This window comes from Pseudaeromonas pectinilytica (genome assembly GCF_054780855.1).
Window position 1 is genome coordinate 1 of record NZ_BAAGVN010000105.1, and the last position, 15,538, is coordinate 15,538.

11 protein-coding genes are annotated in these 15,538 nt (G+C 50.6%); 2 read left to right on the forward strand and 9 right to left on the reverse strand.

The window, feature by feature from the left end:
* Positions 1 to 22 precede the first annotated feature (22 nt).
* The 9 genes from ACYVG7_RS07340 to ACYVG7_RS07380 all read right to left on the reverse strand — a co-directional run bounded on the left by ACYVG7_RS07340 (position 23) and on the right by ACYVG7_RS07380 (position 14,001).
* On the reverse strand, positions 23 to 1,912 hold the full coding sequence (locus ACYVG7_RS07340) for a DEAD/DEAH box helicase family protein (RefSeq protein WP_460882536.1): 1,890 nt from the start codon (positions 1,910 to 1,912) through the stop codon (positions 23 to 25).
* Positions 1,909 to 2,592: a DUF4276 family protein gene (locus ACYVG7_RS07345; RefSeq protein ID WP_460882537.1), complete on the reverse strand. Its 684-nt coding sequence runs from the start codon at positions 2,590 to 2,592 to the stop codon at positions 1,909 to 1,911. The genes ACYVG7_RS07340 and ACYVG7_RS07345 overlap by 4 nt, the downstream gene beginning before the upstream one ends.
* Positions 2,585 to 3,691, reverse strand: a complete 1,107-nt coding sequence (locus ACYVG7_RS07350; RefSeq protein WP_460882538.1) for an AAA family ATPase — start codon at positions 3,689 to 3,691, stop codon at positions 2,585 to 2,587. Before ACYVG7_RS07350 ends, ACYVG7_RS07345 begins: the two co-directional genes overlap by 8 nt.
* Positions 3,692 to 3,700: 9 nt before the next feature.
* On the reverse strand, positions 3,701 to 5,695 hold the full coding sequence (locus tag ACYVG7_RS07355; protein ID WP_460882539.1) for a site-specific DNA-methyltransferase: 1,995 nt from the start codon (positions 5,693 to 5,695) through the stop codon (positions 3,701 to 3,703).
* 74 nt (positions 5,696 to 5,769) lie between these two features.
* A complete protein-coding gene (locus tag ACYVG7_RS07360; RefSeq protein WP_460882540.1) occupies positions 5,770 to 7,179 on the reverse strand; it encodes a DUF2130 domain-containing protein in 1,410 nt (469 codons plus the stop codon).
* Between the two features lie 2 nt (positions 7,180 to 7,181).
* On the reverse strand, positions 7,182 to 9,062 hold the full coding sequence (locus tag ACYVG7_RS07365; protein WP_460882541.1) for an ATP-dependent nuclease: 1,881 nt from the start codon (positions 9,060 to 9,062) through the stop codon (positions 7,182 to 7,184).
* Between the two features lie 35 nt (positions 9,063 to 9,097).
* Positions 9,098 to 9,784: a DUF4391 domain-containing protein gene (locus tag ACYVG7_RS07370; RefSeq protein ID WP_460882542.1), complete on the reverse strand. Its 687-nt coding sequence runs from the start codon at positions 9,782 to 9,784 to the stop codon at positions 9,098 to 9,100.
* An 11-nt stretch (positions 9,785 to 9,795) separates the two neighbouring features.
* Positions 9,796 to 13,071, reverse strand: a complete 3,276-nt coding sequence (locus tag ACYVG7_RS07375) for an SNF2-related protein (RefSeq protein ID WP_460882543.1) — start codon at positions 13,069 to 13,071, stop codon at positions 9,796 to 9,798.
* 51 nt (positions 13,072 to 13,122) lie between these two features.
* The gene (locus ACYVG7_RS07380) at positions 13,123 to 14,001 is read right to left on the reverse strand and encodes a WYL domain-containing protein (protein ID WP_323583137.1); all 879 of its coding nucleotides are present in this window, start codon (positions 13,999 to 14,001) and stop codon (positions 13,123 to 13,125) included.
* 159 nt (positions 14,002 to 14,160) lie between these two features.
* Here ACYVG7_RS07380 and ACYVG7_RS07385 point away from each other — a divergent pair, with 159 nt between their 5' ends.
* Both ACYVG7_RS07385 and ACYVG7_RS07390 read left to right on the forward strand, forming a co-directional pair.
* A complete protein-coding gene (locus tag ACYVG7_RS07385) occupies positions 14,161 to 15,117 on the forward strand; it encodes a competence protein CoiA family protein (RefSeq protein ID WP_460882544.1) in 957 nt (318 codons plus the stop codon).
* Between the two features lie 24 nt (positions 15,118 to 15,141).
* Positions 15,142 to 15,348, forward strand: a complete 207-nt coding sequence (locus tag ACYVG7_RS07390) for a hypothetical protein (RefSeq protein WP_244776135.1) — start codon at positions 15,142 to 15,144, stop codon at positions 15,346 to 15,348.
* Positions 15,349 to 15,538 lie beyond the last annotated feature (190 nt).

Below are 15,538 nucleotides of genomic sequence, written 5' to 3' on the forward strand. Positions count from 1 at the left end.
TGCCCATTCGGCAGGCCGTCAACTAAGCCCGCCCGGCGGGTTGGGGAGCGAGTATCCGACTTTGGATTTGATCAACAAGGCCCAGTGCCGATACAAAGTCCTTGTAGCTCTCGCTGGCCACCACCGTCAGGCGGTTGATGTCATGTACCCGAATGGGATCATCCATCCGATCACCAAACTGATTGACGGCCAGACGCAAGCCACGTCCAACCTCCTGACGCCGGGTGGTGGTATTGTCGCTGTGTTTGAGCGTACAAATCACAAAGACATTCGGGTTATCCCAACCTTCCCGCAATGCCGAGTGAGAGAAGATAAAGCGGGTTGGCTCCTTAAAGCTCAATAACTTCTCTTTGTCCTTGAGGATCAGATCGTAAGCATCCACATCATCGGTTTCCGAGGCCTTCTTGCCCACACTCGGATCAACCATGCGCTTGGATTTCTTGTCGATAGAGAAGTAACCATTATGGGTCTTCTCGGCCGGGATGCTGCGCAAATAGTGCAGATAAGGGGAATCAAACTGTCCGAGATGGGCATCGCACTCTTTCTGGTACTCTTCTTCAAAGATGCGGGCATATTCGCCCTTTTCATCAGCGGAAGAGTAATCTCGGTACTTGGCCACTTCATCGATAAAGAACAGGCTCAGCACCTTGATCCCCTGATCAAATAGCTGACGCTCCTTTTCAAAATGCGCCTTGACCGCCTCGCGGATCTGCATCCGGCGCAGCGCCGACTCACTGACGTCGCCACAGGCATCACCGGCCACCAGCTCGACACCATTCGTGAAGCTAATGGTATCGGTATTGGCATTGATATCTGAGACAACAAACCCTTGGTACTGAGCCAATTCCCCCGAGTTTTCAAACAGGTTATAACCCTTGTTCACCTTGCGCACGTCACGCTTGATGGCCCCGCTGGCAGAGCGGATCTCGAACTCAAGGCGCGCCACGGGCGGTTTGCTGGCCGATACTTCAATCCCTTCCAGATAGAGATAAGCATTGGTCCCTGCCAAACCCCTTGTCGTTATGCCTCGTACGGCGATTTTCTTCACCAGCTTCTGGTTGTAGGCATCCAGCGCGTCGAGGCGATGCACCTTGTTGTGCAACGAGTTGTGCGTTGCCGAGTAACGCAGAATAAACAGCGGATTAAATTCAGTCAGCGACTCCAGGGTTTTCGCCCCTTCGAGCTTTTGCGGCTCATCGAGGATCATGATGGGCTGGTTGGCCTTGATGACATCAATGGGGCGCCGCGTCTGGAAATCATCCAGCTCTTCATAGATCCGGCGTGCATCGGCACCACGAGCATTAAACGCCTGCACGTTGATCACCATGATGTTGATACCGCCGTCGGAGGAGAAACTCTCCAACTGATGCAACTGCTTGGAGTTGTAGATAAAGAAGCGGGCTTGTTTCTGGTAATCCTGCTGGAAATGCTCTGCGGTAATTTGCAGCGACTTGTAGACACCTTCACGAATGGCAATGCTGGGCACCACAATAATGAACTTGCTCCAGCCATACTGACGGTTCAGCTCAAAAATGGTTCGAATATAACAGTACGTCTTACCCGTGCCTGTCTCCATCTCGATGTCCAGGTTGAGCTTGGCACCAGGATGATACTTGGTTAATTTTTTGCCATCCCGATCTCGGTAGTCATTGAGTGCGCAGGACTGAGGCAGATTTTGCCGGGCTTGGACCGCCTGGATATTGGCCAGCAGTTGTGGCTCGGACAGCTGGATCTCCGCGTTTTTAAAGCCTGCCTCCACATAGGTGGTGGAGCCGGAACGACCTGCAGCCACCGCGCCCGGATCAATCTTGTAGTGGCGGGCGGCATCATTGGGCAGTTGCCCCTTAAAACAGTCCACGACCGCCTGCACAGCCTCGGCTTGGTAGGCTTGGTGTTTGAATTTCAGTTTCATACTGGCTCCAACATCAGCGCTTCAAATCGCGCAATCCACGCATTAAAGAGCGGACATTGTGCTCTCATCTGTGGAATACCAATGCGCTCGGCAATGGCAATCCCTTTGCTTGTTTTGGCAAATTTGCCACCTGACCAGCCATCCAGTCGCTTGGAGGGGGCCGTTTCCCGGCCATTATTGATAGATTCTGGCTCGCCGCACTCGTCAAGCACACTTACTACCTGGGGTTCAGGTATGCCCAGCTCTGCGGCCAAAATGGCACTATCGCTAAACAGCCAGGCTTCAAATTCATGCACGGCGATAAAGGGGATAAAACGGCGCTCGGCTTGTTGGGCCGCACACTGTTCGACCACACTGGCTCTGGCGGCGCCGTTAAGGTGTTCTGCGATCCTGGCTGGCTCAAGGCCTGCTGGCAGGGTATCCAGACCGGGCCACTCCTTGACGCCATAGTAATCCACCAGCGTGGTGACATAGGTATCAGGCCGCTGTTTGAGATGGCGCTCAATATCACGACTGACACGGCTAAAACGAACATCGCCGCCTTTTTGCCCCGGTTTACTCACCTGGGTCGCGCTGATAAAAATATTCTGCTGCGCCAGATAAGGCTGCAAAACCGACTCAACAAATACCTGCTCAGTCTTGCCTTCGACAATGGCAATCACCTCGATGTAATCACTCATAGCGCGGGCCTCCGGCGATCACATTCTTGGTCCAGAGCTCACCGACTGAATACTCCTCCAGCCATTGCGCATAATCGTCCTCATTGAGCCGCTCAAAGGTCGATGCGCCTCCCTTGCGGTTCACCACCACAATATCGTCAATGGCAAACTGGTCGATCAGGGCCGGAGATTGGGTGGCAACAATCACCTGGGTGTGCAGGGAAGCCTGCTGAATGAGCTCAGCCAGGATCGCGATGGCGGCCGGGTGCAGCCCCAACTCTGGTTCATCGATGATGATGGTGGACGGCGGGTTGGGTTGTAGTAGTGCCGTCGCCAGACAGATAAACCGGATCGAGCCATCCGAGAGGTGATAGGGCTGCATCGGGTAGTCGGAGCCTTTTTGCCGCCAGCTGATATTGAGCTCTTCGCGTGCTCCGCTTTGGCGCGGATCCAGAATAAAATCCTCAAAAAAAGGCGTTACCAACCGCACCGCATTGAGGATCGCCTTGTACTCGGCGGGATAAGTGTCGCGTAGCTTGAGTAAAAATGGAGCTATGTTGGCCGCGTCGGTGCGCAGCTGCTTGTTATCCTGCACTATCTCGTAATTGCGCATCCCGGCGGTCGAGCTGGTGTCATGGAAATGGTAAATCTGCCATGAAGCAATGGCGTCATACACGGGGCGGGAATACCGCGCATCCGTCCGGTTTTCCAGCACCTCGGCCACCAGCTTGGACTTACCATCGTTGCTGTCGCCCAACTCCCACCAACCGGTATTGCCCCCGGCATAGAAACGCGCTTCATCCTCCAGCGCGAACTCGTCCGCCGGAGTGGGCACCAGGCTAAAGCGATAACCGCGCTGGCCGAAGTGGGTCTCGAAGAATAGCTGAGGCGTCACTTTGCGACCATTGAACAGCAGGGCCCCGGCCCCGCCGCTATCCCGCACAAAGCGATTGAGATTGCCATCGATCAGCGCCCGCAGCATCTTGAAGAACGCGATCAGGTTACTCTTGCCCGCGCCATTGGCGCCGACAATCACATTCAGGCTGTTGAGCTTGAAGGCGTTCAGCTCTTGGATTGATTTGAACCCTTTTATCGTCAGGGTATCCAGTGATGTGCCCATACCGGCTCCTTAAATCGCCTTAACCTCGGTCAACGGACTGAGCTGCTTGAGCAGCTGTTCGGCGTTGATTTTAACCGCATCGGAGGCAAACCCGGCATCGCGGAACACCAGGCGCAGCGGGCTAAAGGCCGCCAATTGGCGGATAAAGGCATCGTCAATGCCGCCCGTCTTATCAAAGCAGGCCACCAGGGCACCGTGCTGGTGCTGGGCATCGGCATCGACAAAGAACACGTTCTTGCCATCAATAGTTTGCCGCAAGATCGGTGCCACCAGATCCACGCCCCAATCCAGCATCACCTGAAACAGCAAATCTTCTTCAGTGCGATCGGCCTTGATATTGTCGACCTGAGCAAACAGATCGTCTTGAATAATGGCATCCGGGTTGTAATGGACATCAGTCATATTGGATGAGTCGATTTTAAACGACCGAAAGCCAATGTCTTTTTCCCAGTCATCATGGCATTTCCCATTCAGAATTTCTTTTGCCGCACGACGAATACGCTCTCGACTTATTTCAGCGATGGTTTCAAATCCTGCGTCATAAGCAGATGATTTTTCATTTATGGATTCGTTTAGCTGCACCATGATGAATTTACGATTACCACCGTCAGTGGCATTTTGAAGCATTACTGAATGGGCTGTAGTTGATGAGCCAGCAAAAAAGTCAACGATAATATCGTTCTCTGCTGTCAGCATTTCGACGATTTCTTGAAGTACCAACTCGTCTTTTGGAAAATCGAACAGATCTCCGTCCATGAGTGTTCGTAGGCGCTTTGACGCCGCACGCCCATCCTGATAAAACACACTGTAGGGTGTCTGCTGCTCTTTGTCTTTTAGGTAAGACTTAATACAAGGTACTGCATTTTCATCTTCACCAAAATGAACCCTGTTGTCCTTTATCCATTCTTGCATGCGGGCAGGATCACTAGTCATCCAGCCTCGAGAAGGCACCTTCACTGGTTTCTGAGTAACAGGGTGCAAAACTTCATATTTGGGACCGCCACCACCAGGCCACGAAATGTTATCTGGGAAGTAGATCCCTCTAATATCTACATGCGCGTAGTGTTTGTGAGCTTTGGATGGATGGCTATCAGGAAGAGAACGGTACCATTCCTTCATCCCTTCCGTCATCGATTTAAAGTCATTTCCATGTTGCCGCTTCAAACGCTCATGCTGAGCATATATTTCGTCAAGACCTTTTTTCCTTTGTCTCCAAGTGATTTGCATTCCCTTTAGATATTCAACATCACGGGCATAACAAATAATATATTCGTGAGAAACGGATACTAATCTAGAATCATTTTTCCGGCCAGCAGCCCACACCATATCAGCAACAAAATTTGCGCGACCAAATACTTCATCCATAATCAAGCGCAAGCGTGGTTGTTCCCCTTCATCACAGGAAACAAAAATAGCTCCATCTTGCGTAAGAAGATTTCTCGCAAGTCGAATACGCGGGGTTACCATTGTCAACCAATTAGAATGAAAACGACCATTCCCTTCCGGATTAGCAACCAAGCGAACACCATCTTCGGCCCTATCACCGGTTGAAACTTCATGAGCAATCTGTTCAGAAGAAAACGTATCTTTGTAAATAAAATCCTTTCCCGTGTTATATGGCGGATCGATGTAGATCATTTTAACTTTGCCAAGGTAAGTTTCCTGCAGCAATTTCAACGCATCCAGATTATCGCCCTCAATAAAGAGATTCTGGGTGGTATCGAAATTAACGCTCTCTTCGCGGCATGGCCGCAGCGTCTTGGCAATCGGTGCATTGGCGGTCAGCAGCGCCTCGCGCTTGCCGGGCCAGTTCAACTGATAACGCTCTTGCGGTCCATCGACGATATGGGCGGAGAGCTCTTGTTTGAGCAGATCAAAATCGATGGCGCGTTTAAGCTCGCCATCCTTGCCGCGTGATTCGGTCACACAATTAGGAAACAGGGCCGCCAGCTGTTCGATATTCTGTGCCACCAGATTGGGGCTATGCATTTTCAGTTTTTCCATTATGTTTTCCTTGGCGCGAAATACTCTCGCGCTGTGCGTTGTTCTATTTGTCTGGGTGGCAGATGCTGCTGGTCTTATTCAGATTCAGAAGCATCGGACGCCTTGAGTTCGGCAAACTTTGCCGCCATGGTTGGGTTGCCCCGCGTCAACTTCTTGATCGTCACATCTTGTGCTTTATCGTTGGCCAGCCGCAGGTTGCGGTCTGCCCCCAGCAGGGCGTCTTTGGTCTTTTGCAGGTGGTCTATCGACTTGTCAATCTCATCAATAGCCGTTTTAAACCGACGTGCAGCCAAGTCATAGTTTTTGCCAAACGCATCTTTGAAACTATCCAACTGATTTTCAAAATTGGTGATATCGATGTTCTGCGACTTCACCAAGGCCAGCTCCGATTTATACTGAAGTGATTTCATCGCAGCGTTACGAAGTAAGGTGATGATCGGAATAAAAAACTGCGGGCGAACGACGTACATTTTCGGGTAACGATGAAATACGTCAACGATACCGGCGTTATAGAGTTCATTGTCGGGTTCAAGCAGCGATACCAACACCGCATATTCGCAGCCCTTTTCGTTACGGTCTTTATCAAGCTCCTTCAGGAAGTCTTCATTCTTCTTTTTGGTCGCTGTTTCATCGTTCTCGTTTTTCATCTCGAACATGATCGAAACAATTTCCGTGCCGGCTTCATCCAAGTCGCGGAAGATATAGTCGCCCTTGCTGCCAGTGCGTGCATCGTTGTCTTTCTCAAAGTAAGCCTTCGGAAATGCGGTAGCCCGGAGTCGGTTGAACTCGATCTCACAATGCTGTTCAAGCGTTTCACCAACCATCTTGGTCGATAGTTTGGCTTTCATATCACGCAAACGCTCTATCGCATCGTCACGGTCCTTAAGCTGCGTTTCATACTTGTCTTTGAGCGCTGTCTCGGCCAGCTGTTTTTCCAGTGCAGACCGCTCAAGACCACTCTTTAACTCATCGCGTTCCTTTTCAATGACGCTGACTGCTTGCGTGATCGCTAGTGTTTGCGCGACAACTCCCGCATCGAGTTTGGCCTTCAAACTCTGAATCTCAGCATCCTTCAAACTGGCCGTTTTTTGCAGTTCGTTTAGAAGCTTAGCCTCGGCCAACTGTGACACCGACTCTTTCTCAAGTTTGGCTTTCTCAAGCTCACTCAACAGCGTGTCACGCTCCTTTTCTACGGCACTTAATGCTTCAGTCACGGCCAGTTTCTGTGCCACATCTCCGGCATCAAGCCTTACTTTCAATGCTTGAATCTCTGCATCCTTGGCCGATGCTATCTTTTCCAGTTCACTGGTTACCTTGGCTTGGGCCAGTGCGACAGCGTTACGCTTATCTTGCTCGGCCAGCTCGAGTCGCTCGGCCAGCTGCTTCTCAAATTCTTTATCGCGAACCTGCTTCAAGATATCCGCATATCCTGCTTCATCTATCTTGAAAGCCTTATGGCAGTGCGGGCAAATGATCTCGTGCATCCTTAGTTCCCTCTCACTTGACGCAAAATTTGAGTGAGCATCTCCGGCACAGTGCCTTGAGCCTGCAGTGTGGCAGTTCGATATGCGAGCTGATTCTTGGCAAGACTAATACCTGCTACCGCTTCAACATCACAACAGGCATCGCCCCATTTGGGCCAATTGGCTGTAAGGAAAGCTTCGAGGTGATCATCAAAAATTGCTGCTTTCTCAGCAACAACCGCTACGGGGAAGTTCTCTTCATGCATGCCAAAATATTTCAATAGGTTACGGTTTTCCTTAACATGGTTCCGCCGTTCCTCATCGATGGCACCTTGCTTCTTACCTTTCGCCAGAGCGCGAGCCTCAAATCCGCCGTCTGCGTCAAAGAGAGCATAAACAGGCACACCAATGGCACTGAGGATTGCATGAGCAAGTGGAATGGATGTCTTAGACCCAACAGAGACAATGGATATGCCTTCAGCTTCTAGTGAACCAGGTGATGTTCTGTCTCCAATACCGTAAAAGACGGATGATTCAGTTGCTCCCTCAACGAGTAAAGCCCTATTTGCAAAAAGAGCTATTGAGAGTTGATCGGCCACGTTATGGTCAAGACGTCGATCAACCACATCAGCATCGACAATCCCATGCAATTTGGCTTTTACATCTGCCACTGTTGCAGAATGAATAGACACCACAGGCGGTGTATCCATTGACCTTGTCAGTCGCCGGACCTGACTAAAGTGGCGGGCCTCAAGGAAATATGGGCTGTGAGTTGCATAGGTCACTTGAATGCGCTTGCTTGCATCCTCTGCCAATGAGCGCAGCACCTTTGCAAAGGTTTGTGCCTGGATCGGGTGCTGAAAGAGTTCTGGCTCTTCAATCGCCAAGCAGATAACACCATCAGCCGATGCTGCTCCAGATTGTGCCAAAAGCTGGAGGGCCGAGATCAGAACGGTTCTCTGAAAACCGTGGCCTTGCCGGTCTACCGCAGTTTCGGTTGCTCCATCGAACACGGCAACTTCAAACGTCGTCTTGGGCGCTTTAAGCTCGATCTCAGCAGGAGAAACCTTAACTGCCCGCCCTGGAGAATAAGAGGAGACAACATTGTTAAGATCCTTCGTGATTACCTCAAGCTGCGCCTTAAATTTCTCTTCGTAGACCTGCTGTTGCTGTACTCGTGACGCCTCGACAATCCTCGCTATCTCCTCATCAGCTGCAGTACGATCAACTGATCGTTCAAGAATGCGCCCGATGATACTTGATTTTCCATCTACCGACTCTTCACTTGCTCGTAAGTCAGCAGTGACTAATACGAAGTCGAAAAGGCCACTCATTTTCCCGCCGCTGTTAAAACCAAAAAAGTTGGTCTGTAGTGACTCAAGAGCGTCTTCAAGTTGATCAGTATGTGCCGCTTCCCACGTTATCATGGCCTCTTCAACTGCCGGGCCAGTTTTTGCCTCAGGCAGATCAAGCTCAGGACTACTAGCGCGGAGAACCTTGTACAGTTCCTTCTTTGTAGTCGCGCTACTTGCAGCTTTGATTGGATTGAAAGCCGGAAAGCCTTTTGCATTGGCAGAAAGGACTTCAGCGCCATCCGGTGAACGGCACTTCCATGCCGTGAAGGTAGCTACACCCTCAGGCGCATATTTACCAAGTGCCTCGCGGTCTTTTTCAGTAAGATCTGCAAAGGTTACTTGCACTTCGATATTCTCTTCAGAAGCCCCAAATGAGCAGTCTTTTTCTGTGAGCGAGCCCGGTTTCCCATTAAAGAACCAGTCAAGAGCACGAAGCACGGTTGACTTACCCGCTCCGTTTGGCCCGATGAAGGTTGTAACGGAATCGAAAGTAATCGACACATCTTTCAATGCCCGAAAGTTCCTGATACGAACAGATTGAATCTTCATCTAAGCCCTGCCTCCTGAATACCTTCCGTTATCTATCAATGCGTTAGAACTTCCATCTCACCTATCAGCTTTCTAAGTTGAGCGTTCATCTCTACCTTGCGGTTAAATTGCCTCTCTTTTTGCAGTTGAGATTGCAAACGACTAATGCGTTTATCCAGCTTGCTCAGCTCATCAAGCCGTATGATCCAGTCGCGTAACGGCTCTTCCGATCTGGGCGGATGCGGTGTCAAACCTTGCAGCAAAATGCGATATAGCTGGGTGACATCAAGCGCCACCGGCAACGCCACCAGCGCATCTGGCTCAGGCATGGGTAGCCAGTCTGACGCAAAATAATCGCCAATTTTCACCTTATCCGAGCCAACCACGGCGGGTGCCTTATACGCCAATTGGTACTGGATCTGGTGCTGCTCACCCACTCGCCGATGGATACGAAAAAAAATGGGGTGCACTATCTGCCCATCAATGGCCCGCAAGATCTCTTCATCTAATTCGCAAACAGCCGCTTTAAGTTCAATATCAAACACCTGCAATTCTGGATAGTCACCACCTGCGGTCATATTCAGGGTGTCGGATGATAGCTTGTGCGACCAGTTAATCTCTTGTACCTGGGTAACAAACAACTGCCGCAATGCCGCCGTAGGATTCAATCTTTGATACAGCGCCTCTTTGGGGAGGCGGCGGTTCAATTCGGTAGGGCGCGGGAAGCGATAATGGGATGTCATGCTATCTGCTCTTATCCCTGTACCACGATGAAGTTGATCAACTCGAACTGATCCAGCCCCGCAATCTCATTCTTGAGCGCCGTTGTCGGCCCCCCACTGAATAGGCTGTCGATATCACTTTGTTCTTTCACTGCCACCATGGCATGAATAGCCTGATCCAGCAGCACCGAATAGTGGGCCATCTTACGGCCATCCTGCGTTGACTGATTGAACCGCTGGCAAACCACTTCGTCAGCACTTTCCTTGCCCTTACAGGCTGCGCGGATCCGATCCAGCAAAGGCTTAGCCTGCAGGTGGTTGATAGCCACGTCGCCATTATCCGCCATGTAGATCAGGTAGTAGGGATGCAATCTGTTTTGCTGATCAATATTCACACCGGCATGGCGATTACGCAGCGCAAAGATGACACCAGGGATCAAACCCCGTGCGGGGTCGGCAGCCACGACGGTATGTAACCCATTGGGTAGATGCGTAATATCAGGGTGGGTTTTCAGATAGTTCAGCAAATCCATTCTGAACTCATTCAAACCGAGATCGGTGATCGAGATGCCGGTTTTGACATCCTCCAGATCGATCACTTCCTCTTGTAAGCGCTTAAGCTGCTCCTTGCGATAGGCCACATCGTTGGCCTGAGCGGTCAGCACGTTATCATCCCCTGTTGAAGTCAGATCGGAGATCACCATGCGATTCTCAACCCGCTCTTTGAGGTTGATGTACTCATCAAGGCTGATATCTGGCCAATAGTTGACTAATTGAATGCACTCATTGAGTGAACCGATTCGATCGACACGCCCGAAACGCTGGATAATGCGAACCGGGTTCCAGTGAATGTCGTAATTCACCAGGTAATCGCAATCCTGCAGATTTTGACCTTCGGAAATGCAGTCTGTCCCAATCAAGAGATCCAGCTCGGCTGACTCATTAGGCAGGATATGCGCTTTCTCTTTCGAACGAGGAGAAAAGAGCGTCAGTAGGCTCTGAAAGTCATATCCCTTGCCAACCGTTGATTTGGCCGCGCTACTGCCCGTGACCTTGCCAAGGTGCAACCTATGTTGCTGACACAGAGGCGCTAACTGTTCGTAAAGGTAATCGGCGGTATCTGCAAACGCCGTGAAAAGCAGAACCTTGCGATTACCAGGGTTGATTGGGTTTTGCCATTTTTGTTGCAACAAGTTTTTAAGATGGGCAAGTTTGGCATCTTGTTGTGGTGTCACCTTGGCCATTTCGGTCAACAAGCCATCGATGATGTGCAGATCATCGTTCAGGTGCCGTTCCCAACTCACAATGTCCATGTCTGCCAAGTTGATTTTGATTTTGCCACCGGTAGAAAAGGCATCGGCCAGTTCTTCGAGTTCTCCCTCATCTTCCAGATCCCAATCCCGAGCCCCTGTAAGCACACGAGCCTCGTCCATGCCACTGTCGGAGCCTTGGCGTTTGAAGGCATCGATATTTCCTAATGCCTCCTTTAACAGGCGCTGTAGCCCTTGCAGGGTCAGGCGAAAGGCTTGGACCGAGCTTTCCAAACGTTTGAGCAGGTTGATCGTCATCAGGCGTTGCAAAGCCTTCTCGCGGTCTGCCTGACGAAGTCGACTCTTCCCCCCATGCACATTGGTGTCATACATGGCCTCGTACTTAGCCATTCTGCTCGGCAATATGTAACTCACCGGCGCATACACAGCCAGACGCAAGCCAGAGAGCTGATCGAAAATCTCATTGAAGCCAATTACCCCGGCATGCTGCGTGAGCGGAGGCTGAAACGACAAGGGTTTATTGCGGGTAGGGAAACGACCGATATCCTTGGTATCGTAGAAGGTCTGAATATGTCGACGAGAGCGGGCAATGGTGACGCTATCCAGAAGCCGGAAAAAGTCAAAATCCAATGCAGTCAGCAGAGCAGTGGCGGTGCGCTGTTCCGGCTCCAGTTCAGCCCAATTGTTAAACGCCTTCTGAGCTCGCTTGAATATCTCATCTATCCCCAGATGGGTATCAAGTTGCTTGTGCAGCGTGGCGGAATCCCCTTCATACGCCAGTGCCAGTTGATTCTTCAGATCGCTGAATTTGTTGTTTACCGGCGTTGCCGAGAGCATCAGAACTTTAGTTTTAACACCCGACCGTATCACCTTGTTCATCAACGTCTGATAGCGAGTTTCCTTTTCCTTGTATGCCTGGTTGTTACGGAAGTTGTGAGACTCATCGATCACCACCAAATCATAATTGCCCCAATTCACCCGGCTAAGCGACATGCCCAGGGACTCGCCTTTTGTGCGCTGCAGGTCGGTGTGACAAAGCACATCAAAGTTGAAGCGATCTTTAACAAATGGATTGGTCGTGAAGTTGCTGTTGTAGTTGGTCCAGTTCTCCGCCAGCTTTTTTGGACATAGCACCAGTACCGACTTGTTGCGCAGCTCGTAGTACTTCACGACAGCCAATGCAGTAAAGGTTTTCCCCAGACCCACACTGTCTGCCAGTATGCAACCGTTGTACGTTTCCAGCTTGTTGATGATACCGGTGGCCGCATCACGCTGGTAATTAAAGAGTTTTTGCCAAATCAGACTGTCGCGATAGCCCGTTTTATCATTAGGCAAAACGTCTTCATTGATATCTTCTAAGAACTCATTGAACAGGTTGTAGAGCAACTGAAAATAGATCTGTTCTGGTGGGTTTTCCTGATAGACGGTGCTCATGTAATGAACTATCCGTTCGGTAACGTCAGCCACCATCCCTTGGTTCTGCCAAACCTGATCAAACAACGATATAAATTCCTTGGTAAAGGATGGCTCCTCAATTGCAAACATCACATTAGAGATCGCATTGCCTTTTTCATAACCGAGGTCAACCGCTGTAAAGCCCTGTAGCGTTTGATAGAGTGTTGTCTGCTGTGATGAAACCGCTACGGCAAAGGACTGCATGGGAGCATCAGTTGTGTTGGAGCGGAACTTTGCCTTGCGCCTGATCCAGTCAGCACACTCACGCGCAATCGCCTTTTGGGTCAGTTTATTTTTCAGTTGTATTTCAAACTCGCTACCAAAGAAGGCTCGTTCCTTTCCTTCATCTGGAATATGAAACTCACGCTTTTCCTTCTTCAGCTTATCGACAGCTTCTTCTTCAACAAATGTGGGTGCCGTAAAGATGAACTCCAGTTCATCTACTTGTTCCAGTTGTTGCTTCAACGCCTCGTAGGCATAGATAGAAAAACAAGAGGCAGCAATCTTCAGCTTGGCTCCAGGCAACAAGCCGTTCTTGAGTTCATCACCCAATAGAGAATTTATGTTATCAATCAGCTTCATGCTTGAGACCTATATGACCGCGCTTCGGAAATGCTATCCAACAACTGTTCATTAATGACTCGCTCCATAGCCTGGAGCCAACACCAGATTCTCAACGCCATACAAGGTGGCCTGATTGTTCAAAGCCAGCGGATGACGCTCGGCTGGCAAGCTGTGCTCGGGTGAACAATCCACATTCCAGTAGTTGAGCAGATAGCCCGCCAACGCCGCACGGATCTGTACACAACGCTTACCATCAACCATGCCATAGTCCATCGCGATGGCCTCGGGATAGGCAATCGCAGGATGCGGGATCAGCTCCAAATCGACAATTCGGTTCCACTGATGATCAAACTCGCGAGTCTCTTTTTCCGGCGGAACATCGTTTAACAGCGAGACAGTTTCAAAGCGCGAACAGGAGAAATCACGGAACGCTTGCCGGAGCCGATCAAAGGCCCGGACATGCCAGCGATGACCATCATTGGCCAGACTGTGAGGTACCAGCTCACGTTGCGTTCTCCCGGACGAGAGCGAGACATAGCTGCAACTGATGGCTTTTTGCAGATGAATGGCCCGCATTAGGGCTGACAATATTTCGGTCTTGGGCTGGATCAGTTGCTGTGGTGCCAGGCAACGCGCATTCGGCAACTGGGGTTGCGTGATGCCATTGCCAAAGCCAAAGGCCAGACAAGTGAGTGCGGCGGTAGGTTCATGGTCAAACAACGGTTTGAATGCAGGCGTCCGCTCATAGACCTTGTTCTGAGGACGCAACACCAGGTTGCCCGCACAAAACTCTTTATAGGTCCCGAAGTCACGGGTCGCAGCCGCTGGGCCAATGCCGAAGCGCTCTATCAGCGCAGCACGGGTGATAGAGCCAAAATAGTTGAGGCAAAAATCGATATACGCCAAGCGCTCACGCTGGGCGTAGGGAAGCTCGTCTAGAACCTGCATGCAGTTATGGTCAGATATGTTCAATAGAGACTTAACCTATCATAACGAACAAGTCATGCAATCAAAATGATGACTTAATGTGAGCTTGATGATAAAACTCCCTCATGCGGCTCTTATCTGCTGATTTATCCAGCGTATAAACAGCGTCGGGGGGATGTGGTGGCGGCTTTTAACAAGATTCCATTTGCTATCAGAGAAGCGGATCGAAAGATCGTCAGCATTGAGGATGTACCAAGAGGATTGGCGTGTGCATGTCGTTGCCCCAGCTGCGATGCGCGGCTGCAGGCAAGGAAAGGAGACTTTAACGAGCACCATTTTGCTCATCACGATAGCAGTGCAGAGTTGTGTGAATTTGCGCTTGAAACCAGCATTCGCTTAATGCTGCTGGAGACGTTAGGAAAGATCCAGTCGATCAGTACGCCGGATTTTTTATGGGTAAAGGAGATCATCATTCGCGGACGGGAAAATGTGGCGCTGACATTCGATCTCGACTTGTCACAGGGTAATCAAAGCCCGCATTTCATCTATAGAACGCCGCAAAACGATGACTACCGAGTGGGTCTCTACCTGCCTGCCGCCGGGCAAAACACTCCACCGCTTTGGTTGGATGAGTTCACCACAGCAAAGCCCAAAATCGGACTACTGCAGCTCAACTACAGAGCGATTGCCGAGCAGCTTCAGGGCGGTCACAACAACGAATATGTCGCCAAGTTGATCAGCATTGTTCAATCCGAGCCCAAAGCGCTGAGCTGGCTTTACCATCCCCGCTATCAGGAGCGGGTGAAACAACGCCAACAGCAAGAAGAAGAGGAGCGCCAGCAAGAGCACAATGAACGGCAGGCTCGATTACAGCAGTATCGAATACTGCAAGCACAACAGGCAGAGCAAGCATTACAAGCTAAAACCCGCTTGCAGCAGGCCTACCATGACCTGGAGCATCGCCCCTACGGATCCAATCAAGAGTGGGCGCCGTTATCGGGTAAGACAGTAAATGAGGGCGACAGCATCCGCCGCTGCCTCGTCTGCAAAGCGCCTCTGGAACAGTCATCCCCTTCTTGGTTCTGCAACAAACGAGCTTGCATCGCAGCGAGGCATAGGAAAAAGTTTCGGTTCTGAACAATCGAACAAGATCAGGAAGAAATGGACGACTACATGCCCCAGCTGATCCGGATCATGCCCGACTATGGTGGCGAATATGTCTTTGATGAAGATGGTGGTGTATTTGATGTCACCAGCTACTTTGAAGATCATCCGAACGTCGAACAGATCCGGCGGATTGAATCACCGCTCTATGGCTGGGCTTCGCTGCTGGAGACTTGTGCTATGACGAACCAACCCATACCTTGACAGCACATAGAGGATGGTTCCCAAGCGCTAACCATCGAACTAGCAGCAGCCCTGGGAGATATAGGTATTCCCTAACTTTCTACCGATTGATAAATTTTTCACCATAAACGTAACCGTTCACCGGCCCCGGCTTGACTAAGCCGAGGTCAGGTTGAATACGTCAGGATAAGGCTGGCCCGTCATGACCGCT